Annotated in this window: 20 protein-coding genes and 3 pseudogenes; 3 read left to right on the top strand and 20 right to left on the bottom strand. The window is 69.0% G+C overall.

Translation table 11 applies throughout. From position 1 onward, the window contains the following. Nucleotides 1-63: 63 nt before the first annotated feature. Together ABD164_RS10990 and recO are read right to left on the bottom strand one after the other, a co-directional pair. Nucleotides 64-870: an isoprenyl transferase gene (locus ABD164_RS10990; protein WP_344296088.1), complete on the bottom strand. Its 807-nt coding sequence runs from the start codon at nucleotides 868-870 to the stop codon at nucleotides 64-66. Then, nucleotides 867-1,604, bottom strand: a complete 738-nt coding sequence (gene recO, locus ABD164_RS10985; protein WP_344296087.1) for a DNA repair protein RecO — start codon at nucleotides 1,602-1,604, stop codon at nucleotides 867-869. The genes ABD164_RS10990 and recO overlap by 4 nt, the downstream gene beginning before the upstream one ends. Before the next feature lie 142 nt (nucleotides 1,605-1,746). On the opposite strand from recO, the gene ABD164_RS10980 reads away from it, so the two are divergent. After that, nucleotides 1,747-2,406 (top strand): trimeric intracellular cation channel family protein, encoded by a 660-nt coding sequence (locus ABD164_RS10980; protein WP_344296084.1) that lies wholly within the window; start codon nucleotides 1,747-1,749, stop codon nucleotides 2,404-2,406. Between the two features lie 147 nt (nucleotides 2,407-2,553). On the opposite strand, the gene leuA is transcribed toward ABD164_RS10980, so the two are convergent. From leuA to hrcA, 15 genes and pseudogenes are all read right to left on the bottom strand, one after another. Then, nucleotides 2,554-4,320 (bottom strand): 2-isopropylmalate synthase, encoded by a 1,767-nt coding sequence (gene leuA / locus ABD164_RS10975; RefSeq protein ID WP_344296083.1) that lies wholly within the window; start codon nucleotides 4,318-4,320, stop codon nucleotides 2,554-2,556. 226 nt (nucleotides 4,321-4,546) lie between these two features. After that, the gene (locus tag ABD164_RS10970; protein ID WP_344296082.1) at nucleotides 4,547-5,944 is read right to left on the bottom strand and encodes an ABC transporter permease; all 1,398 of its coding nucleotides are present in this window, start codon (nucleotides 5,942-5,944) and stop codon (nucleotides 4,547-4,549) included. After that, on the bottom strand, nucleotides 5,944-6,705 hold the full coding sequence (locus ABD164_RS10965) for an ABC transporter ATP-binding protein (RefSeq protein WP_344296080.1): 762 nt from the start codon (nucleotides 6,703-6,705) through the stop codon (nucleotides 5,944-5,946). Before ABD164_RS10965 ends, ABD164_RS10970 begins: the two co-directional genes overlap by 1 nt. 150 nt (nucleotides 6,706-6,855) lie before the next feature. Beyond that, nucleotides 6,856-7,527: a response regulator gene (locus ABD164_RS10960; RefSeq protein WP_344296078.1), complete on the bottom strand. Its 672-nt coding sequence runs from the start codon at nucleotides 7,525-7,527 to the stop codon at nucleotides 6,856-6,858. Continuing rightward, nucleotides 7,524-8,714 carry a sensor histidine kinase gene (locus tag ABD164_RS10955; protein ID WP_344296077.1) on the bottom strand — a complete coding sequence of 397 codons (1,191 nt, stop codon included), beginning with the start codon at nucleotides 8,712-8,714 and terminating at the stop codon, nucleotides 7,524-7,526. The genes ABD164_RS10960 and ABD164_RS10955 overlap by 4 nt, the downstream gene beginning before the upstream one ends. A 120-nt stretch (nucleotides 8,715-8,834) precedes the next feature. Further along, entirely contained in the window at nucleotides 8,835-9,728 is an 894-nt protein-coding gene (gene era, locus ABD164_RS10950) for a GTPase Era (protein WP_344296075.1), read from the bottom strand. Continuing rightward, entirely contained in the window at nucleotides 9,721-11,034 is a 1,314-nt protein-coding gene (locus tag ABD164_RS10945) for a hemolysin family protein (RefSeq protein ID WP_344296074.1), read from the bottom strand. Before ABD164_RS10945 ends, era begins: the two co-directional genes overlap by 8 nt. Nucleotides 11,035-11,036: 2 nt before the next feature. Further along, nucleotides 11,037-11,498: an rRNA maturation RNase YbeY gene (gene ybeY / locus ABD164_RS10940; RefSeq protein ID WP_344296072.1), complete on the bottom strand. Its 462-nt coding sequence runs from the start codon at nucleotides 11,496-11,498 to the stop codon at nucleotides 11,037-11,039. Next, a pseudogene (locus ABD164_RS10935) lies at nucleotides 11,495-11,884 on the bottom strand (PhoH family protein); the annotation flags it as partial. The gene ybeY and the pseudogene ABD164_RS10935, both read right to left, overlap by 4 nt. 273 nt (nucleotides 11,885-12,157) lie before the next feature. Beyond that, nucleotides 12,158-12,631 (bottom strand): annotated as a pseudogene (locus ABD164_RS10930) (LAGLIDADG family homing endonuclease); the annotation flags it as partial. Between the two features lie 324 nt (nucleotides 12,632-12,955). After that, a pseudogene (locus ABD164_RS10925) lies at nucleotides 12,956-13,585 on the bottom strand (PhoH family protein); the annotation flags it as partial. Between the two features lie 67 nt (nucleotides 13,586-13,652). After that, nucleotides 13,653-14,015 (bottom strand): HIT domain-containing protein, encoded by a 363-nt coding sequence (locus tag ABD164_RS10920; RefSeq protein ID WP_344296070.1) that lies wholly within the window; start codon nucleotides 14,013-14,015, stop codon nucleotides 13,653-13,655. A gap of 24 nt (nucleotides 14,016-14,039) precedes the next feature. Beyond that, nucleotides 14,040-14,774, bottom strand: a complete 735-nt coding sequence (locus ABD164_RS10915; RefSeq protein ID WP_344296069.1) for a 16S rRNA (uracil(1498)-N(3))-methyltransferase — start codon at nucleotides 14,772-14,774, stop codon at nucleotides 14,040-14,042. Nucleotides 14,775-14,786: 12 nt separating this feature from the next. Further along, the gene (dnaJ, locus tag ABD164_RS10910; protein ID WP_344296068.1) at nucleotides 14,787-15,887 is read right to left on the bottom strand and encodes a molecular chaperone DnaJ; all 1,101 of its coding nucleotides are present in this window, start codon (nucleotides 15,885-15,887) and stop codon (nucleotides 14,787-14,789) included. A 56-nt stretch (nucleotides 15,888-15,943) separates the two neighbouring features. Then, the gene (gene hrcA / locus ABD164_RS10905) at nucleotides 15,944-16,966 is read right to left on the bottom strand and encodes a heat-inducible transcriptional repressor HrcA (protein WP_344296067.1); all 1,023 of its coding nucleotides are present in this window, start codon (nucleotides 16,964-16,966) and stop codon (nucleotides 15,944-15,946) included. 193 nt (nucleotides 16,967-17,159) lie between these two features. Here hrcA and ABD164_RS10900 point away from each other — a divergent pair, with 193 nt between their 5' ends. Continuing rightward, the gene (locus ABD164_RS10900) at nucleotides 17,160-17,540 is read left to right on the top strand and encodes a DUF4870 domain-containing protein (protein WP_344296065.1); all 381 of its coding nucleotides are present in this window, start codon (nucleotides 17,160-17,162) and stop codon (nucleotides 17,538-17,540) included. Nucleotides 17,541-17,641: 101 nt separating this feature from the next. Continuing rightward, nucleotides 17,642-18,070, top strand: coding sequence for a DUF4870 domain-containing protein (locus ABD164_RS10895; RefSeq protein WP_344296063.1), 429 nt, complete (start codon nucleotides 17,642-17,644; stop codon nucleotides 18,068-18,070). Here the strand turns inward: ABD164_RS10895 and hemW are convergent. Genes hemW through lepA form a run of 3 tightly spaced genes read right to left on the bottom strand, consistent with a single transcriptional unit; the run spans nucleotide 18,063 to nucleotide 21,811 of the window. Beyond that, on the bottom strand, nucleotides 18,063-19,301 hold the full coding sequence (gene hemW, locus ABD164_RS10890) for a radical SAM family heme chaperone HemW (protein ID WP_344296061.1): 1,239 nt from the start codon (nucleotides 19,299-19,301) through the stop codon (nucleotides 18,063-18,065). The genes ABD164_RS10895 and hemW overlap by 8 nt on opposite strands. A 2-nt stretch (nucleotides 19,302-19,303) precedes the next feature. Then, nucleotides 19,304-19,945 carry a DUF1990 domain-containing protein gene (locus tag ABD164_RS10885; protein WP_344296059.1) on the bottom strand — a complete coding sequence of 214 codons (642 nt, stop codon included), beginning with the start codon at nucleotides 19,943-19,945 and terminating at the stop codon, nucleotides 19,304-19,306. A 6-nt stretch (nucleotides 19,946-19,951) separates the two neighbouring features. Then, nucleotides 19,952-21,811, bottom strand: coding sequence for a translation elongation factor 4 (gene lepA / locus ABD164_RS10880; protein WP_344296057.1), 1,860 nt, complete (start codon nucleotides 21,809-21,811; stop codon nucleotides 19,952-19,954). Nucleotides 21,812-21,819: the final 8 nt, after the last annotated feature.

Here is a 21,819-nt window from a genome sequence, read left to right as displayed (position 1 = left end):
CTCGCGTCGGGAATCGGTCTGCGGCTCCTGTTTCTGGGGCCGTCGGGGCTTGGGCTCCTGTTCTCATGACGACGTCGGCGCGTCGACCGCGCCGCCGAAGCGACGATTGCGACCCGCGTAGAGGTCGATCGCCTGCCACAGGTCGGTGCGCGAGAAGTCGGGCCAGAGCGTGTCGAGGAACACCATCTCGGCGTACGCAGACTGCCACAGCAGGAAGTTCGAGGTGCGCTGCTCGCCCGAGCTGCGCACGAACAGGTCGACGTCGGGCAGTTCGGGCACGTACAGCCGGCGGCCGATCAGCTTCTCGCTGACCGCCGACGGCTTCAGGCGGCCCGCCGCCACGTCTTCGGCGATCGAGCGAACCGCGTCGGTGAGCTCGTTACGGCCTCCGTAGTTCACGCACATCGTGAGGGTCAGGGTGTCGTTGCCCGCGGTGAGCTTCTCGGCGAACTGCAGCTCGTTGATGACCGACGCCCAGAGTCGCGGCCGCCGCCCGGCCCACCGGATGCGCACGCCCCACTCGTTGAGCTGGTCGCGGCGGCGGTGCAGCACGTCGCGGTTGTAGCCCATGAGAAAGCGCACCTCGTCGGGCGACCGCTTCCAGTTCTCGGTCGAGAACGCGTACACCGAGAGGTGCTTCACGCCCGCCTGGATCGCTCCGGCGACCACGTCGAGCAGCGCCGCCTCACCGGCCTTGTGCCCCTCGATGCGCGTGAGCCCGCGGCGGTTCGCCCAGCGGCCGTTGCCGTCCATGACGATCGCGACGTGCTCGGGCACCGCGCCTTTCGGGTAATCAGGCGGATAGAGCCCGGTCCAGTCGACGGGCTTGTAGGGCACCGCGTCGCGGTGCGTGTAGGGCTTGGGGCTCACGTGGTGGTCGTTTCTCTCGAGACGTGCGGCAGTGAGCGCAATCCCCGTTCGAGGTGCCACTGCGTGTAGGCGGCGATGATGCCGCTCGCCTGGTTGCGGTCGGTCGTGCTCGCCGCATCGGCGAAGGCCCAGTCACCGGCGAGCAACGCACCGAGCAGCACGACCGTCGAGGCCGCGATGCGCGGGGTTCCGGGCGGGGCGCAGTCGTCGCAGACGACGCCGCCGAGTTGCACGACGACCGCCGTGTGCTCGCCGACGCGGCCGCAGCGCGCGCAGTCCTGGAAGCTCGGAGCCCAGCCGGCCAGGGCGAGCGCACGCAGCAGGTAGGAGTCGAGTGTGAGCCCGGCGCCGTGCTCGCCGCGGGCGAGCGAGCGCAACGCGCCGACGAGCAGCAGGTACTGCTGCAGCGAGCCCTCGGCCTCGGTGAGCTTGTCGGCGGCCTCGACCATGGCGTTCGCCGCCGTGTACGACGCGTAGTCCTGCGAGATCTCGGCGCCGTACGAGCCGAGCGACTCGGCCTGCGTGACGATGTCGAGGCTGCGGCCCTCGTAGAGCTGCAGATCGGCCACCATGAACGGCTCGAGCCGCGCGCCGAACTTCGAGCCCGTGCGCCGCACGCCCTTGGCGACGGCGCGCACCTTGCCGTGCTGCCGCGTGAGCAGGGTGACGATGCGGTCGGCCTCGCCCAGCTTGTGGGTGCGCAGCACGACGGCTTCATCTCGGTACACGGGCACCCTTCGATTCTCCCACCACCTCAGGTGCGAACGGCGGCAGCGGATGTCCCGGCGGGGCGCTTCTCGCATGCCCGCCTCGAGACTCGTCGGCCCGACGGCGAGCGTCTCGCCCCGGGGCATCCGCGCATGGTTCACTGATGCGGTGACCACCGCGCTCTTCGTCATCCCGCTCTGGCTCGACCTCACCGCGGTCGCCATCGGGGCCATCCAGGGTGCGATGTTCGCCGCGCGCCTCACCGGGCGGCGCATCGACCTGCTCGGGGTCGCCCTCATCGGCGTCATCGTCGGCCTCGGCGGAGGCCTCATGCGCGACCTGCTGCTCAACCAGCTGCCCGCCGCGATCAGCGACAACTGGTACATTCCGGTCGCCACGGCGGCCGCGCTCGTCGGCATGCTGCTGCTGCGCGTGTTCACGCGGCTCAACGGGCTCATCATCGCGCTCGACGCCGTGACGATCGGGCTCTTCGGCGCGATCGGCACGTCGAAGGCGCTCGCCTACGGGGTGCCGGTCGTGCCTGCCGTCTTCATCGGCGTCCTCGCCGCCGTCGGCGGTTCGATCCTGCGTGACGTGGCCCTGAACCTGCCGATCGCGCTCATGCACGTCGGCTCGCTCTACGCCGTCGCGGCGACGGCGGGCACGGTGCTGCTCGTCGTGCTGGTCGCGTTCGGCGTGAACATCGTCGTGGCCGCGAGCGCCTGCGTCGTGGTGACGACGCTCACCCGCCTCGGGTCGGTGCGCTTCGGCTGGAGCCTGCCCGAGCAGCGCGCGCTGGGCAGCTGGAGGGTCTGGCGCCGCGCCTGAGCGCGCCGTCGGTCGAGTCGCGACGCGCGCAGCGCGACGCGTATCGAGACCCCGCACCTTGGTCTCGATACGCCGCTGCGCGGCTACTCGACCGGCGAGCAGTCTCGATACGCCGCTGCGCGGCTACTCGACCGACGGGTGAGGTCGTCAGACGCTCGCGAGCGCGGCCTCGACCGGGGCGTGGCGCAGTGCCCGGTTGACCGCCGAGACCACGGCCTTCAGCGACGCGGTCGAGATGTCGGCGTCGATGCCGACACCCCACAGCACCCGACCCTCGACCTCGAGCTCGACGTAGGCGGCCGCCTGCGAGTCGCCGCTCGCCGAGAGCGTGTGCTCGACGTAGTCGCGCAGCTTGACGTCGACACCTTCAGCGCCCAGGACCGCGAGGAACGCCGAGATCGGACCGTTGCCGCTCGCATCGGCCTCGACGCGCTCGTCGCCGTCACGCAGGCCGACCCGCACGTTGACGACGCCGTCGAGCGCGCTCTCGGTGCGCAGCGACATGAGCTCGAAGCGGCCCCACTTCTCGTTCGGGCGGTCGGCCGCGGCCGGCAGGTACTCGTCGTTGAAGACGCGCCAGATCTCGTCGCTCGAGACCTCGCCGCCCTCGGCGTCGGTCTTGGCCTGCACGACGCCCGAGAACTCGATCTGCAGGCGACGCGGCAGGTCGAGTGCGTGGTCGGTCTTCAGCAGGTAGGCCACGCCGCCCTTGCCCGATTGCGAGTTCACGCGGATGACGGCCTCGTAGCTGCGGCCCAGGTCTTTCGGGTCGACCGGCAGGTAGGGCACCGCCCACTCGAGGTCGTCGACGGCGACGCCGCTGCGCTCGGACTCGGCCTCCATGGCCTCGAAGCCCTTCTTGATCGCGTCTTGGTGCGAGCCCGAGAATGCGGTGTAGACGAGGTCGCCGGCCCACGGCTGCCGCTCGGGCACGGGCAGCTGGTTGCAGTACTCGACGGTGCGCTTGATCTCGTCGATGTCTCCGAAGTCGATCTGCGGGTCGATGCCCTGGGTGAACATGTTGACGCCCAGCGCGACGAGGTCGACGTTGCCGGTGCGCTCGCCGTTTCCGAACAGGCATCCCTCGATGCGGTCGGCGCCTGCCATGTAGCCGAGCTCGGCGGCCGCGATCGCGGTGCCCCGGTCGTTGTGGGGGTGCAGCGAGAGGATGATGTTCTCGCGGTGCGCCAGGTGGCGACTCATCCACTCGATCGAATCGGCGTAGACGTTGGGCGTCGCCATCTCGACCGTCGCCGGCAGGTTGATAATGACCTTGCGCTCAGGCGTCGGCTCGAAGACCTCGATGACCTGGTTGCACACGTCGAGCGCGTACTCGAGCTCGGTGCCGGTGTAGCTCTCTGGCGAGTACTCGTAGTAGACGGTCGTGCCGGGGATCGTCGCCTCCTGCTCGCGACATTTGCGCGCACCGTGCAGTGCGATGTCGATGATGCCCTGCTTGTCGCTGCGGAACACCACCTCGCGCTGCAGGATGCTCGTCGAGTTGTAGAGGTGCACGATGGCCTGTTTGGCGCCGCGGATGGACTCGTAGGTGCGCTCGATGAGGTGGTCGCGCGCCTGGGTCAGCACCTGGATGGTGACGTCGTCGGGGATCGCGCCCTCGTCGATGAGGCTGCGCACGAAGTCGAAGTCGGTCTGGCTCGCCGACGGGAACCCGACCTCGATCTCTTTGTAGCCCATGCGCACGAGCAGGTCGAACATGATGCGCTTGCGCTCGGGGCTCATGGGGTCGATCAGCGCCTGGTTGCCGTCGCGCAGGTCGACGGCGCACCACCGCGGTGCCTGCTCGATGCGCTTGGACGGCCAGGTGCGATCGGGCAGGTCGACGCGGATCTGCTCGTGGAACGGGCGGTACCGGTGAATGGGCATCGCCGAGGGCTTCTGGGTGTTCTGCATGGGGTGCTCTTCTCGCTTGTTCGGATGTCTTTCAGCCGACGACGAACTCCGCAGCGAGGGAGGCCTGGGTTAGGACTCGCTGCGGCAGCTAAGGAGAAGCAGGCCGTGAAGCACGTGACAAGGCTAACACCGAGCTGTCACGTGCGCGCAAACATGACGAGCGAGCGGATGCCTCCCCCGGGCATCCGCTCGCTCGCCGGTCGATCACGGTGTGCGCACTCGTCGGCTACTCGACGGCGAGGGCGACCACCGGTGAGACCCGCATCGCGCGGCGCGCCGGGGCGATCGACGCGACGATCGTGAGCACGGCGGCCGCGACGAGCAGTCCGCCGAAGAGCGCCCACGGGATGCCAGGCACCACGATCGCCGGCGTGCCCTGCGCGCTGCCGAGCAGCGACTGCGCACCCGCCCAGCCGTACCCGAACCCGAGCACGACGCCTGTGAGCGTGGCGGCGAGGGTGAGCGCGGCGCTCTCGGCGACGATCATGCCGCGCAGCTGCCGGCGGTCGAATCCGAGCGCACGCAGCAGGCCGAGCTCGCGGGTGCGCTGCATGACGCTCAGCGACAGCGTGTTCACCATGCCGACCGCGGCGATGAGCGCACTGAAGCCGATCAGCACGGTGAACACGCCGACCGTGACGTTCAGCATCTCGTCGATGCCGGCGTAGGCCTCGGGCTGCGCGCGCTGTGCCTCGAGGAGGATGTCGCGGTACGAGGCCATCGTCACCGAGAACGTCGTCACGAGCGTCACGCCGATGACGAGGCCGATCGTCATGCGTGAGCTGCGCTCGGGGTGTCGCACAGCGTTCTCGGCCGCGAGCCGCGCCGCCGGGGTCGCCCCGAAGACTCGGCCGACGAGCCGCAGCACGGGCGGCATGACGACGTCGGCGCCGAGCACGATGCCGGTGAACGAGACGATGCCGCCGACGAGGCCGACCAGCACGCCGAACGGCGAAACCAGACCGAGAACGACGCCGAGGACGAGCAGCAGCGTGCCCAGCACGAAGAACACGAGCGCGGTGATGTTGCGGCCGCGTCGACTGCCGAGCTCGTCGCGGTCGTGCTCGTTCGCGTTGCCGATCGCCTGGATCGGCCGCACTTTCAGCACGCGGCGCGAACCCACCCACGAGGCGAGCCACGTCGTGAGCACGACCGCCACGGCGGGCAGCGCGATCCACGGGTTCGCGTAGCCGTAGGCGGTCTCGGGCATCAGATCGGTTGCGACCGCGACGCGCTCGAGTGCGAACGCGACGCCGGTGCCTGCCACGACGCCGATCGCAGCGCCGGCGACACCGATCACGAGCCCCTCGCGGGCGATCTGCGCACGCTGCGAGCGAGCGCTCGAGCCGATGAGTCGCAGCAGGGCGATGAGCCGCGTGCGCCCCGCCACCACGGTCGAGACCGTGTTGGCGGTGACGACCGAGCTCACGTACACGGCGATGACGATGAACACGGTGGCGACGAGGCCGAGCATCAGCGCGACCGTGGCGCTCTCGCCCGTGACCGAGTCGGCCGCGATCGCGGCGGCGAGCAGGCCCGTCACGTGCAGCAGGGCGCTGCCGAACGTGCCCGCGAGGGCGGCGACGAGCAGCGTCGGCCATTGGCCGGTGAACGTGGCGCGCATCAGGCCGCACGCTCCATTCCCAGCATGAATGCCGAGATCTCCTCGGCGGTCGAACTGCCGGCGTCGCGCAGGATGCGCCCGTCGGCGAGGAACAGGATGCGATCGGCGCGGCTCGCGGCGATCGGGTCGTGCGTGACCATCGCGATCGACTGGCCGTAGCGTGCACTCGCCGCCGCGAGCAGGCCCAGAACCTCACGGCCGGTGCGCGAGTCGAGGTTGCCGGTGGGCTCGTCGGCGAACACCAGGTCGGGCCGGGTCGCGAGCGCACGTGCGATCGCGACGCGCTGCTGCTGGCCGCCCGAGAGCTCGTGCGGTCGGTGGCCGATGCGGCCGGCCAGTCCGAGCACGTCGACGAGTTCGTCGATCCACTCCTGCTCGTCGCGGCTCGGGCGGCGTCCGTCGAGCTCGAACGGCAGCATGATGTTGCCGCGCACGTCGAGGGTGGGCACGAGGTTGAACGATTGGAAGACGAACCCGATGCGCCGCCGGCGAAGCACCGTGAGCGCGCTGTCGGAGAGCTCGGTGATGTCGGTGTCGCCGAGCCACGCTCGACCCGACGTCGGCGAGTCGAGCCCCGCCATGATGTGCATCAGGGTCGACTTGCCCGAGCCCGACGGGCCCATGATGGCCGTGAACTCGCCGCGGCGCAGGCCGAGCGACACGTCGTCGAGTGCGGTGACGGCGCCTGAGCCGCTTCCGTAGCGCTTGCCGAGTTCGGCGACGCGGGCGATGAGGCCGAGGTCTGAGGGTTGGATCTGCATGCCTACGACGCTACGGATGCCCCATGGCCCGGGTCATCCGACGGCCGGATGGTTCGCCGTCATCCTCTGGGATGACCCGCCTGTCGAATAGGCGCGCCAGCGCCGTATCGAGACCTCGGGGTCTCGATACGCGCCCTCCTTCGTCGGGCGCTACTCGACCGGCGACAGGTCGTGCTCATAGGCGAACACGACGAGCTGCACGCGGTCGCGCAGGCCCAGCTTCGCGAGAATGCGGCTGACGTGCGTCTTCACGGTCGCCTCGCTCAAGAATTCGGATGCCGCGATCTCGGCGTTCGAGAGCCCGCGTGCCGCGAGCCCGAAGATCTCGCGCTCGCGGGGGGTCAGCTCGGCCCAGGCTGCCGGAGCGGGCCGACGTCCACTGCCGCGGCCGACGTGGGCGAACAGCTCGCGTGTCGCGCTGGCGGCGATCACCTGGTTGCCCTGGTGCACCGTGCGGATCGCGGCGAGGAGGAACTCGGGGTCGGCGTCCTTCAGCACGAACCCGCTGGCTCCCGCCCGGATCGCGCGGGCGGCGTTCTCGTCGAGGTCGAACGTGGTGAGCACGATCACGCGCGGCGCGAGGCGGCCGTCGCGGTCGGCATCGACGAGGATGCGCTCGGTCGCGTGGATGCCGTCCTGCAGCGGCATCCGAACGTCCATCAGCACGACGTCGGGCCGCGAATCGGCGACCAGCGACACCGCAGCGACGCCGTCGCCGGCCTCGCCGACGACCTCGAGGTCGGGCTGGGATTCGACCAGCATGCGGACGCCGGCGCGGAACAACGCCTGGTCGTCGACGAGCGCCACCCTGATCGGTTTCACGCGGCACAGCCTTGCTGGGCCGGGATGCGCGCGCGTACGCGGAACACGGCGTCGTCGCCGGCCTCGGCGAACAACGAACCGCCGGCGAGCTGGGCGCGCTCGCGCATGCCCGGGATGCCGTGGCGGAACGCGTGCGACTCGGGCGGCGGTGCATCGGCTCGCATCGCGTTCGCAAGCGTCACGTCGACGCCCCTCTCGTCCCAGGCGAACCCGAGCTCGACCGGCTTGGTCGTGTCGCCGTGCCGCAGGGCGTTCGTGAGCCCCTCCTGCACGATGCGGTAGACCGCGATCTGGTTGCCGGTGCCGAGCTGCAGCGGCGCACCGGCCTCGGTGAACCGCACATCGAGACCGGCGGTGCGCACTTGCTCGAGCAGCACGTCGAGGTCGTCGAGCGCCGGCTGCGGCGAGTCGGATTCGGCGTGCCGCAGTTCGGCGAGCAACAGGCGCACGTCGCCCAGCGCCCCACGCGCGACACCGGCGATCGTGCCGAGCCCCGCGGTCGCCGCCTCGGGGTCGGTGCGAGCGGCGAACCGGGCGCCGTCGGCCTGCGCGATGACGACGGCGAGCGAATGCGCCACGACGTCGTGCATGTCACGGGCGATGCGGTTGCGCTCCTGCTCGACGACGTAGCGATATTCGACGAGCTCGCGCTCACGGGTCGCGATCTCTTCGCGGCGCCGGATCTCGCGGGTGTCGCGCACCGAGCGCACCAGCAGGCCGGTCGTCCACGCCAGCACGAGGACCGCGATCGACGCGACGAAGAGTATTCCCGACATCGTGAGCATGCCGATTGCGTCGGTCGGGCCCACGAACGCGGCCCCGGCGAGCGGCTTCACGATCGCGAGGTAGCCGGTCGCGACGAGCGCACCGACGCCGGCCGACGCGAGGCCGAGCCACTTGACGAGTGGCCGGCCATGCGCGGCGGTCGAGTACAGCACACCGAGCACGGCGGCATCGTAGAGCTGCAGGTCGCGCAGCATCAGCATCTGCGCGAGCGCGGCCGCCCACGCCATGCCGAGCGACCAGGCCGGCGACCACCGACGCACCGCGAGCGCCGCCGCGAAGACCGCCAGCACGATCAGGTCGGGCCAACCGCCGAGGATCGCGAACGGCAGGCAGACGACCGCGAACACGCCGGCGAGCACGATGTCGGTCGTGAGCTGGGCGCGGGTGATGGTCGTGGGCACCGATCCACCGTACGCGCTCTCGCCGGTGCGGGCCGATCGGGCGCGGCAGAATCATCCGCTGGTCGTACGGTCACGTCGCGTCGCCGGCCGACGTTGCCGCGGAGCCGCGGCGACCTCGCGTCAGAACCCGAGCCGGCCCAGCTGCTTCGGGTCGCGCTGCCAGTCCTTCGCGACCTTCACATGCAGGGCGAGGTAGACCTTGCGGCCGAGCAACTGCTCGATCTGCGCCCGCGCCGTGGCGCCCACTTCGCGCAGGCGGGCGCCGCCCTTGCCGATGATGATGCCCTTCTGGCTGTCGCGCTCGACGAAGAGGTTCGCGTACACCTCGACGAGGTCTTTGTCGTCGCGTTCGATCATGTCGTCGACCGTGACCGCGATCGAGTGCGGCAGTTCGTCGGAGACGCCCTCGAGCGCCGCCTCACGCACGAACTCGGCGATGCGCTCGGTGACGTCTTCATCGGTCAGCGTCTCGGCCGGGTACAGCGGCTGGTCGGATTCGGGCATCAGCTCGAGCAGTTCGTCGACGAGCACCTCGAGCTGTTCGCCGCGCGGCGCCGAGACCGGCACGATCGTCGCCCACTCGCGCAGCTGCGACACCGCGAGCAGCTGCTCGGCGACCTTCGCCTTCGACGTGGCGTCGGTCTTCGTGACGATCGCGACCTTCTTGGCACGCGGGTACTGGTCGAGCTGCTCGTTGATGAAGCGATCGCCCGGGCCGATCGGCTCATTGGCCGGAACGCAGAACGCGATGACGTCGACGTCGCCGAGGGTCGACTGCACGAGGGAGTTCAGGCGCTCGCCGAGCAGTGTTCGGGGCCGATGCAGCCCCGGGGTGTCGACGAGGATGAGCTGGCCGTGCCCACGATGCACGATGCCGCGGATGGCACGCCGCGTCGTCTGCGGCTTCGAACTCGTGATCGCCACCTTCTCGCCGACGAGCGCGTTGGTCAGGGTCGACTTGCCCACGTTCGGCCGGCCCACGATCGAGACGAATCCGGCACGGTACTCAGCCACGGCTGTTCCTTTCCACTGCGTCGACATCGAACGCCGAGTGGGCGTCGATGAGCGCCTGGTCGGCCTCGACGAGGATTGTCGAGATGCGCTTGCGCCGGCCCTCGGTGCGTTCGGCCGACAGGTGCAGGCCCGAGACCGTCGCCTGCTCGCCGGGTTGCGGCAGACGTCCGAGCTCTTTGGCGAGCAGGCCGCCGGCCGAGTCGACGTCTTCGTCTTCGAGGTCGAGTCCGAAGAGCTCCCCGAGCTCGTCGATCGGCAGACGCGCGTTCACCCGGTAGCGCCCGTCGCCGAGCGGCTCGACCCGGGCGGCCTCGCGGTCGTACTCGTCGGAGATGTCGCCGACGAGCTCTTCGATGAGGTCTTCGAGGGTGACGAGCCCCGCGATGCCGCCGTATTCGTCGACGACCATGGCGAGGTGGTTCGACTCGAGCTGCATCTGGCGCAGCAGGGCGTCGGCCTTCATCGAGTCGGGCACGAAAACGGCCGGCCGCACGAGCTCGCCGACCGTGAGCGCCTCGGCGTCGATCGGCCGCTCGAAGCTGAGCCTCGCAATGTCTCGCAGGTAGAGGATGCCGATCACGTCGTCGGCGTCTCGGGCGATCACGGGAATGCGCGAGTAGCCGGCCTTGAGGAACAACGCCATCGCCTGCGGCAGGTGTGCTGCGGAATCGATGGTGACCATGTCGGTGCGCGGCACCATGACCTCGCGGGCGACCGTGTCGTTGAACTCGAAGATCGAGTGGATGAGCTCGCGGTCGCCCTCTTCGAGCACGTCGAGTTCGGTGGCCTCGTCGACCATGCTGAGCAGCTGCTCTTCGCTCGAGACCCCGGCGAAGCGAATGCGCCCGGGCGTCACCCGGTTGCCCAGTGACACGAGTGCGTTCGCGAGTGGGCCGAGCAGCACGCGCAGGAAGTGCACGAGCGGCGCAGTGAGTCGCAGCACGGCTGCCGCATGCGCCCGGCCGACGCTGCGCGGGCTCGCGCCGACGAGCACGAATGACGCCGCGGTCATGATGAGCGCGGCGTACAGCAGCACCAGCCAGATGTTGTCGATGAAGAACGTGAACGCGAGCGTGACGAGCACCGCGGCCGTGGTCTCGGCGATGATGCGCACGAAGTTCACGGCGTTGACGTGTGCGCCGGTGTCTTCGGCGATCGCGATCAGTGAGCGTCGCGCCCGCGACTCGAGTGCGAGCTGGGTGACGTCGGCACGCGAGCTGACGCCGATCGCCGAGTCGACGGCCGCCATGAGGCCGCCGAATGCGACGAGCACGAAGGCTGCCGCGAGGAAGAGCCAGGGCAGCATGGTCAGCGGCGGCGCTCCTGCATCGAGAATCCGACGAGGATGTCGCGCTGGACGCCGAACATCTCTTTCTCTTCGTCGGGCTCGGCGTGGTCGAATCCGAGCAGGTGCAGGATTCCGTGCGTCGTGAGCAGCAGCAGCTCATCGATGAGCGGATGTCCCGCGGTGCGGGCCTGCGCCTCGGCGACCTGCGGGCACAGCACGACGTCGCCGAGCAGGCCCGGCGGCGTGGGCTGGTCTTCGGTGCCGGGTCGCAGCTCGTCCATGGGGAAGCTCAGCACGTCGGTGGGGCCGGGCTCGTCCATCCACTGCACGTGCAGCTGCTCCATGGCGCCCTCGTCGACGAGCACGATCGCGAGCTCGGCGTCGGGGTGCACGTGCATGACGTCGAGGGCGTACACGGCAAGCCGCTGGATTGCCGCCTCGTCGACCTCGATCGCCGACTCGTTGTTGATCTCGATGCTCACGACTTGCCCTTCCTCGGCAGGTGGTCTCGGGGTCCGGCGTGGCCGCGCCGCTCGGCGCGATTGGCGAACTCCCGGGCCTGCTCGCGTTCGAAGCGCCGCGCCTGCGCGCGCTCGTCGTACTCGGTGTAGGCATCGACGATGCGCCCGACGAGCGAGTGCCGCACGACGTCATCGCTCGTGAGCCACGCGAAGTCGATGTCGTCGACGTGGTCGAGAATCCGCGTCACGAGCCGCAGGCCGCTCGCTCCACTGGGCAGGTCGATCTGGGTGATGTCGCCGGTGACGACCATCTTCGAGCCGAACCCGAGCCGGGTCAGGAACATCTTCATCTGCTCGGGTGTGGTGTTCTGGGCTTCGTCGAGCACGACGAACGAGTCGTTCAGGGTGTTGTGGGTCACCAGGTAATCGTCGGTGACGTACAGCGAGTCTTCGGCCGCAACTTGAATGCACACGGTCTCCGCCTCCCCGAGTGGCACGATCTCGTCGATATAGCGCTGCGGTCGGCCCGCCTCGGTTGAAGCGTAGAGTTCTCGTTTGCGAGTCAACCGGAACGGCTCCACCCCTGCCGGCAAACGGATGTCCAGCACGTACGCGTCATGACGGTAGGGCACCGCGCGTCCGTTTGCGTGCCCCGGCGTCCGCCCGGCGGCCTGCCGTGTTCTCCAGTAGACGATTCCGCCCAACGAACGGACAAGCTGCACAACGTCATCGCGCAGCCTGGGCGAGGTCGTCGAGTACTGCGCGCGACAGGTGCGTCCGCGCTGCACCACCGGTCCACCGTCGGTGTCGAGAAGGCCCTGCAGAACCGCGAGCCGAACGTCGTCGGAGTTGATGAGGTAATCCGCCGGAATGAACTTCGTCGCCGACGTCGCCCCGTCGAGACCGAGTTCGCGGATGGCGGCAGTCACGGGATTCGCCACGATCACGCCGCCGCGTGCGCCATCCGTGCGCTTCAGCACATAGTCGTACCGATCCTTGTGGGTCACGGTGACGCCCGGAAGGCAGGCTTGCAGGCGGTCCACCAGCTCAAGATCGGCCGTGCTGAATGTCGGCGTGGTCTGGCACGTGATGGAGCCGTCGCCGAGCAACAGCCCGAGCGCGTATGGATCGAGCGGAACCGCTCGCGTCGGCATCTGCACAGGTTGCACGATCGGCAACTCGAACCGGTGGAAGTGGCTCTGACGGAGGCGACCGATCATATCCGTCGTCTGCACGACGCGTGACTTTCCACGCCTCTTGTCATCCCGCGTCGTCACGGTCCACAGATGCTCACCGCAGCAGCGTGTCGACGCGCCGTCCTGGGTTGTGACGCGGTATATGGGCTTGCGCCCCTGTGGAAACACCCCGAGCACAGGCGTCGGCTCGCCATTCGCACCGATCACGAGATCGCCGACCTCCAGCGACCCGATCGCGACGAATCCATCTGGCGTGAGCACTTGTGCATCGAGCGGTTGCGCGCGACCACGCATATACGCCAGCGGGGCGACCTCGACGGTGCCCGAGGCGAGCAGCTTCGGCACGAGCTCGGGGTCCATCATCTCGTTGAGCGCATCGTACAGCGGCCGCAGGTACGGGTCGATCTTGTCGGTGAGGGTGCCCGGCAGGAACCCGAGTCGCTCGCCCGCCTCGACGGCCGGGCGCGTCAAGATGATGCGGCTCACCTCTTTGCGCTGCAGCGCCTGCACCGCCTTGGCCATGGCGAGGTAGGTCTTGCCGGTGCCGGCAGGGCCGATGCCGAAGACGATGGTGAACTCGTCGATGGCGTCGACATAGGCGCGCTGGCCCTCGGTCTTCGGCCTGATGGACTTGCCACGGCTCGAGACGATGACCTGCCCGAGCAGTTCTGACGGCTTCGCATTGGGATCGGCTTCGAGCATGCGTGCCGAGCTCCTCACTTCGGTTGGGGTCGGATCTTGGCCCGAGCGCACGAGCTCGAGCAGTTCTTCGATGAGCCGGCGCACCCGCAGTCGCGACTCGGCGTCGCCGCGGATCGCGATCTCGTTGCTGCGCACATGCACCTCGACACCGGGATACTCGTGCTGGATCGACGTCAGCAGCCGATCTTGCGGGCCGAGCAGGCGCACCATGGCGATGCCGTCGATGCGCAGTAGCTCTTCGTCGACGGCGGCCGACTCGGAGGATGGGCCGAGCTGCTCAGGCTCGGCCAAGCGTGGCCTCCTCGAGACCGCCGGCCAACACGTGCGCGTGCACGTGGAAGATGGTCTGCCCTGCGCTCTCACCGGTGTTGAACACGAGCCGGAACTGCCCGTCGGCCAGTTCTGACGCGACCGACCGGGCCACTGCGACGAGTTCGGCGAGCAGCGCCGGGTCACCCGACGCGAGCTCGACGACATCGCGGTACTCGCCGGTCTTGGTGGTGACCACGACGTGCACGGGCGCCTTCGGCGCGATGTCGTGGAAGGCGATCACACGGTCGGTCTCGGCGACGATGCGCGCGGGGATCTCATGAGCGGCGATGCGCTCGAAGAGGGTCGGCTCGGCGCTGGATGAGGTCATGTCACCATCGTAGCGAGGGATGTCTCACCACCGCCCGAGCCGCGCGTTCAGCACGGCGATCGCCGCTGGGCCCGCCGTCGAGGTGCGAAGCACTGATGCCCCGAGGCGAACCGGTTCGGCACCGGCGGCGATGAGGCGCTCGAGCTCGGCGGGCGCGATACCGCCCTCGGGGCCGACGACGAGCGCGAGGTCGCGCCCGTCGGGCTCGAGATCGGTCAGCGCGGTCGTCGCGGTCGGCTCGAGCAGGAGCATCCGCACGCCTGCCAGGCGATCGGGCAACTCGGCGGTCGTCGCCAGCGACCCCACCGGCGGCAGCCATGCGCGGATCGACTGCTTGACCGCCTCGCGCACGATCGCGGCCCAGCGCAGCCGGCCCTTCTCGGCCTTCGGGCCCTCCCACCGCGAGACCGAGCGGGCGGAGGCCCACGGCACGATCGCATCGACGCCGATCTCGGTGGCCGCCTGCACCGCGAGCTCGTCGCGGTCGCCCTTCGCGAGCGCCTGCACGAGCGTGATGCGCGGCGACGGCGGTTCTTCGACGAACACCTCGTCGGCCTCGATCGCGAGCCGCTTCGGCCCCGTCTCGGTGACCGTGCCGCGCACGAGCACGCCGCGGCCGTCGCCGATCGAGACCCGCTCGCCCGGGCGGATGCGCGAGACCGTCACCGCGTGGCGCGCCTCGTCGCCCGTGAGCTCGACGGCGGCACCGGGCGCGAGCGCGGCGAGGTCGAGCGACTCGTCGAGGTAGAGGTGGCTCATCGCGACGCCGTGCTACCCGAGGAACCGATCGCGCAGGCGCGCGAAGATGCCCTGCTGGAAGTGGCTGAGCTCGGGCGCCGGCGACTTCTTCGACGACGCGAACTGCTGCATGAGGTCACGCTCTTTCGACGAGAGCTTGGTGGGGGTGACCACCTGCACGCCGATCTTCAGGTCGCCGCGCCCGGTGCCGCGCAGCCTCGTGACGCCCCGCTCGCGCACCGTGAGGATCTCGCCGCTCTGCACGCCCGGGCGCACCTCGACCGCGACGTCGCCGTCGAGCGCGGGGATCGTCGCCGTCGTGCCGAGCACCGCGTCGGTCATGGCGACCTCGAGCGTCGCGAGCAGGTCGTCGCCGTTGCGGCTGAACACCTCGTGGTTCTTGACCTTGATCTCGAGGTAGAGGTCGCCGTTCGGGCCACCTGCGGGGCCCGCCTCGCCGGAGCCCGGCATCTGCAGGCGCACGCCCGTGTCGACGCCTGCGGGGATGTCGACGGGGACCGTGCGGCGTGCGCGCACGCGGCCTTGGCCCTGGCATGTGATGCACGGGGTGGCGATGATGGTGCCGTAGCCGCGGCAGGTGCCGCACGGGGTCGAGGTCATGACGTTGCCGAGCAGTGATCGCACCGAGCGCTGGATCGAGCCCGTGCCGCGGCAGATGTCGCAGGTCACCGGTGAGGTGCCGGGCTGGCAGCACGAACCCTGGCAGGTGTCGCACCGCACCGCGGTGTCGACCTCGATGTCGCGGTGCGTGCCGAAGATCACCTCGTCGAGGCCGACCTCGACCCGGATGAGCGCGTCTTGGCCTCGCTCGCGACGCGACTTCGGGCCGCGGGTCTGCTGCCCTGCTCCGAAGAACGTCTCGAAGATGTCGCCGAACCCGCCGAACCCCTGGCCGCCGAACCCGCCCTGGCCTCCGCCGAGGTCGTACTGCTGGCGCTGCTTCGCGTCGGAGAGCACGTCGTAGGCGTGCGTGACCTCTTTGAAGCGCTCGGATGCCTCGGCCCCCGGATTCACGTCGGGGTGGAGTTCGCGGGCGAGGCGACGGTACGCCTTCTTGATCTCGTCGGGGGTGGCGTCGCGTGAGACGCCGAGGACCTCGTAGTGGTCGGCCACGGAGGGCTTGTCCTTTCGGTTGCCGGATGCCGGTCGGGTTGCGACGGGCGGCTGAGTCAGCTCTCGCCGAGGGTGCGGGAGAGGTAGCGGGCCACGGCGCGTACCGCGGCCATGCTGTTCGAGTAGTCCATGCGTGTGGGGCCGACGATGCCCAGTCGCGAGATGTCGCGCCCCGGGATCTCGAAGGCGCTCGACACGATCGAGGTCTCGCCGAGGCCGAACGCGGCGTTCTCGCGCCCGATGCGCACGGCGACCGCATGCTCGTCGGTCGCCATCTCGCCGAAGAGCTTCAGCAGCACGACCTGCTCTTCGATGGCCTCGATGACGCCGAGGATCGATCCGGCGAAGTCCTGCTCGGTGCGCACGAGGTTGGCGGCACCCGCGACGACCAGACGGTCGGTGCGCTGCACCTGCGCCTGCTCGGCGAGCGTGGCCGCGAGGGTGTGCAGCAGTGCGGCGTGCCGGCGGTCGGCCGCGTCGATCTCACCCGAGAGCAATGCCACGGCGTCGATCATGGTCGAGCCGGTGACCAGGTCGTTCAGCCGGATGCGCAGCTCGGCGAGCGTCTCGTCGTCGACGGGATGGTCGAGCTCGGCGAGTCGCTGTTCGACCTGGCCGGAGTCGGCGATGAGGATGCACAGCACGCGGGTCGGAGCGAGCGAGACGAGTTCGACGTGTCGCACCCGGGCGCTCGAGAAGGTCGGGTACTGCACGACGGCGAGTTGCTTGGTGAGCTGGGCGATCAGCCGCACGGTGCGTGCGAGCAGTTCGTCGAGGTCGCTGGATTCGCCGAGGAACGTCTCGATGGCGTGCCGCTGCGCCGCGGTGAGCGGGCGCACGTCGGTGAGCCGGTCGACGAACACCCGGTAGCCCTTGTCGGTGGGGATTCGACCTGACGAGGTGTGGGGCGCTGCGATGAGCTCTTCTTCCTCGAGCAGCGCCATGTCGTTGCGGATGGTCGCTGCGGAGACGCCGAACGCGTGTCGTTCGACGATCGTCTTCGAGCCGACCGGCTCCCGCGACGCGACGTAGTCCTGCACAATGGCGCGGAGCACTGCGAGGCTGCGTTCGGAGACCATGTCCCTCGCTTCCCGTGCCGCGCTTAGCACTCGACTTGACTGACTGCTAATCATATCGTGACAACTCTCGGTATCGGCCGTTGCCACCCGAGAGTCGGCGACGCTAGCGTATGCATGATCCGCGAGTCTCGCTGCCCTCCCCGTTCACGGCAGCTGCGGTTCATTCGAGAACCCCTCCCCGAAAGGCACGAACATGACCGACCCGAATGCCCAGAACCCCGACGCCGGTCGCCCGCCCGCCGCAGGCGCCCCCCTCTCTCATGAACAAGACGTGCAGTGGGGCTCGTTCGCCCACCTCGGCGGTGTGCTCGGTTTTCTGCCGTCGCTGATCATCTGGCTCGTGTTCAAGGACCGCGGTTCGTTCACCGACACCGAGGCGAAAGAGGCGCTCAACTTCCAGATCACGATCGCGTTCGGCTACGTGCTCTCGTTCATCCTGCTCTTCGTCGCCATCGGCGCGCTGCTGTGGTGGGCGTTCTGGATCGTCAGCGTCGTGTTCTCGATCATCGCGTTCCTGCGCGCGAAAGACGGCAACCACTACCGCTACCCCTTCGCGATCCGCCTCATCAAGTAGTCCGCTCCGGCCGCGCCCCGGGATTCCATCGCCGGGCGCGGCCGTCTGTGCCAGCATGAAGTCAACAGCTCGCCCACGGGCGACGACACCAAGGAGCCATCATGTCCGACGCACCTCCTCCTCCCCCGCCGCCGCAGGATCCGAATCAGCCGCCGCAGAACCCCTACCAGCAGCAGCCGCAGAATCCCTACCAGCAGCCGCAGCAGCTGAGCCCGGCCGATGAGAAGCTCTGGGCCACGCTCATCAATGTGGGCGGCATCTTCTTCTACTTCGTGCCGGCCCTCATCGGCTACCTGCTCCTGAAAGACAAGGGGCCGTTCGTGCGGGCGCACACCGCGACCGCGTTGAACTTCCAGATCACGATCGCCATCGCACTCGTGGTGAGCTACGCGCTGATCGCCGTCTTCATCGGCATCCTGCTCGTGATCGCGGTCGAGGTCGTCAAGATCGTCTTCAGCATCATCGCCGCGGTCAAGGCCAACCAGGGCCAGCCCTACACCTACCCGCTCTCGATCAAGTTCGTCAGCTGACGGTCGAGCCGTCGAGTAGGCGCCGCACCACGGCGTCGGCGAGCAGCCGCCCTTTTCGCGTGAGCACCAACTCACCCGAGAGGGCGGCTTTCGCGTCGACGAGCTCGTCGGCGATCAGGCCCGCCACGGCGTGACGCCCGCCCGCGTGCAGCGATTCGACGGCGATGCCCTCGCGAATGCGGGTGAGCAGCAGCACGCGCTCGATCTCGCGGGTCGGCGCATCGAGCACCTCGCGACCGACCGCGGGTGAGATTCCCGCCGACACGCGCTCGGCGTACGCCGAGGGGTGCTTGGCGTTCCACCAGCGCACGCCGCCCACATGGCTGTGTGCCCCCGGGCCGACACCCCACCAGTCATCGCCCCGCCAGTAGCCGAGGTTGTGGCGAGAGCGATGCGAAGCGTCGGTCGCCCAGTTGCTGACCTCGTACCACTCGAACCCGGCCCCGGCCAGCAGGTCGTCGGCCAGCTCGTACATGTCGGCCTCGAGATCGTCCGACGGCGTGGCCAGCTCGCCGCGCCGGATCTGCCGCGCGAGCTTCGTGCCCTCCTCGACGATCAGCGCGTACGCGCTCAGGTGATCGGGCCGCTGCGCGATGGCGTGCTCGACGCTGCGCTGCCAGTCGTCGAGCGACTCGCCCGGCGTGCCGTAGATGAGGTCGAGGCTCACGTCGAGTCCGGCGTCGCGCGCCCACCCGACGACGAGTGGCACGCGCTCGGGGTCGTGCGTGCGGTCGAGTGCCGCGAGCACGTGCGGCACAGCCGACTGCATGCCGAATGAGACTCGGGTGAATCCGCCCGCTGCGAGCTGAACGAGGTCTTCAGGGCCGACCGAATCGGGGTTCGCCTCGGTGGTGACCTCGGCGCCCTCGGCGAGGCCGAACTCGTCACGTACCGAACCGAGCATCGCGACCAGGTCTGATGCCGGCAGCAGTGTGGGCGTGCCGCCGCCGAAGAAGACCGTCTGCACCGGTCGCGACGGCACGCCCGATGCCTCGAGCATGCGGCGGGACATCCGCACCTCGCTGATCGCCTGGCCCGCGTAGTCGGACTGACGTGCACCGCGCAGCTCGTCGGACGTGTACGTGTTGAAGTCGCAGTACCCGCAGCGCACGCGACAGAACGGCACATGCAGGTACACGCCGAACGCGCGATGCTGCGCGCCGTCGGCGGCCGACGCGGGGAGCAGGCCGTCGGCGGGCGCCGGCTCACCGAGCGGCAGCGCGGATGCCACTGCTACGCGCCGCCCGCAGGGTGCAGGGCGCGGAGCTCGACGCGCGTGAGCTCGCGCCGCTTGCGACGCCGACCGGGAGCGACGATGCCGCCCCGAGTGCTCAGTATCGATCGGATGGTGAGCCAGACCGTGTCGTCGTCGCGGTGTTCCAGAATGAAGGACTCCTCACCGCTTTCGGGGCCATCGGCGGTCGTGCCGTAGGCGAAGCCGATGCGTTTGGGCTCGTCGATCACATAGACGACGAGCACGGGCGTCTTGACGGTGCCGAACCGACGCTTGCGCTGCAGGGTCGCGGTCATACCCGCGGTGATGAACTGTGTGCCGTCGGTGCCGTAGCGCACCTCGGCGCGCGGCTCGGGCTGCTCGGTGAGCGGTGTGCCGTCGGGCGCGTAGACGATGCCGGGGTACTGCGCCCCGGTGCCCTCAGAGACGTCGTGCACGGTGAAGCCCGCGCCGCGCTGGATGCCCCAGGTCATGAGCGACTCGGCTGCGCGCTCGAAGCGCTCGGCGCCCGAGCCCAGACGCACCGCGTCTTCGGCGGGTCGATAGCCCGCGGGCGGGTACCGCAGGAAGTCGGGGTCGAGCGTCGCGCCGATCGCCCCGTAGGTGACCGACTGGTCGGTGAATGTGCTTCGTCGGGTCATCCGAACCTACTTCTTCTTCGCTTCCTTGCCCTCGGTGTCGCCCGAGAGCGCCGCGATGAACGCCTCTTGGGGCACCTCGACGCGGCCCACCATCTTCATGCGCTTCTTGCCCTCCTTCTGCTTCTCGAGCAGCTTGCGCTTTCGGCTGATGTCACCGCCGTAGCACTTGGCGAGCACATCCTTGCGCATCGCGCGGATCGACTCGCGAGCGATGATGCGCGCACCGATGGCGGCCTGGATGGGCACCTCGAACTGCTGGCGCGGGATGAGCTCGCGAAGACGCCCGGTCATGAGCACGCCGTACGCATAGGCCTTCTCGCGATGCACGATCGCGCTGAAGGCGTCGACCTGCTCGCCCTGCAGCAGGATGTCGACCTTCACGAGATCGGCGGCCTGATCGCCCGTCGGCTCGTAGTCGAGGCTCGCGTATCCGGCGGTCTTCGACTTCAGCTGGTCGAAGAAATCGAACACGATCTCGCCGAGGGGCATGTTGTAGCGGATCTCGACGCGGTCTTCACCGAGGTACTCCATGCCGAGCAGCGTGCCGCGCCGCGACTGGCAGAGTTCCATGATCGTGCCCACGTAGTCTTTCGGCGCGAGGATCGCTGCGCGCACCATGGGCTCGCGCACCTCGGCGATCTTCGCCCCGGTCGGGAACTCGCTCGGGTTGGTGACCGTGACGGTCTTCTTGTCTTCGGTCGTGACCTCATAGACCACCGACGGTGCGGTGTTGATGATGTCGAGCCCGAACTCACGGCGCAGGCGCTCGGTGACGATCTCGAGGTGCAGGAGGCCGAGGAATCCGGCGCGGAACCCGAAGCCGAGGGCGACCGAGGTCTCGGGCTCGTACACGAGCGCGGCGTCGGAGAGCTTCAGCTTGTCGAGCGCCTCGCGAAGCTCGGGATAGTCGCTGCCGTCGATCGGGTAGAGGCCCGAGAACACCATCGGCAGCGGCTCGGTATAGCCGGCGAGCGGCTCGGTCGCCGACTTCGCCGCAGTCGTCACGGTGTCGCCGACCTTCGACTGGCGCACGTCTTTCACACCGGTGATGAGGTAGCCGACCTCGCCGACGCCCAGCCCCTTCGTGGGTTGGGGCTCGGGCGCACTGACGCCGATCTCGAGGATCTCGTGCGTCGCCTTCGTCGACATCATCTGAATGCGCTCGCGAGGATTCAGCTTTCCGTCGATCATTCGCACGTAGGTGACGACGCCGCGATAACTGTCGTACACCGAGTCGAAGATCATGGCACGCGGCGGGGCATCGGCGTTGCCGACGGGTGCCGGGATGCGCTCGACGACCCGATCGAGCAGTTCTTCGACGCCGACGCCGGTCTTTCCCGAGACCTTCAGCACGTCGTCGGGCGAGCCGCCGATGAGGTCGGCGAGCTCGCGCGCGTATTTCTCGGGCTCGGCCGCAGGCAGGTCGATCTTGTTCAGCACCGGAATGATCTCGAGGTCGTTCTCGAGTGCGAGGTAGAGGTTCGCGAGCGTCTGCGCCTCGATGCCCTGCGCCGCGTCGACGAGCAGGATCGCTCCCTCGCACGCCGCGAGCGACCGCGAGACCTCGTAGCTGAAGTCGACGTGCCCCGGGGTGTCGATCATGTTGAGCGCGTACGAGGTGTCGCCGAGCTGCCACGGCATGCGTACGGCCTGGCTCTTGATGGTGATGCCGCGCTCACGTTCGATGTCCATGCGGTCGAGGTACTGCGCCCGCATGTCGCGGTCACTCACCACGCCCGTGATGCCGAGCATGCGGTCGGCGAGGGTCGACTTGCCGTGGTCGATGTGCGCGATGATGCAGAAGTTGCGGATCAGCGCGGGGTCGGTGGCGGCGGGCACCGGCGGGTTTACGGCTCGTGGGGACATCCTGACGA

The organism is Agromyces neolithicus (genome assembly GCF_039529735.1).
Classification (GTDB): Bacteria; Actinomycetota; Actinomycetes; order Actinomycetales; family Microbacteriaceae; genus Agromyces; species Agromyces neolithicus.
This window is presented reverse-complemented; position numbering and strand designations above follow the sequence as displayed.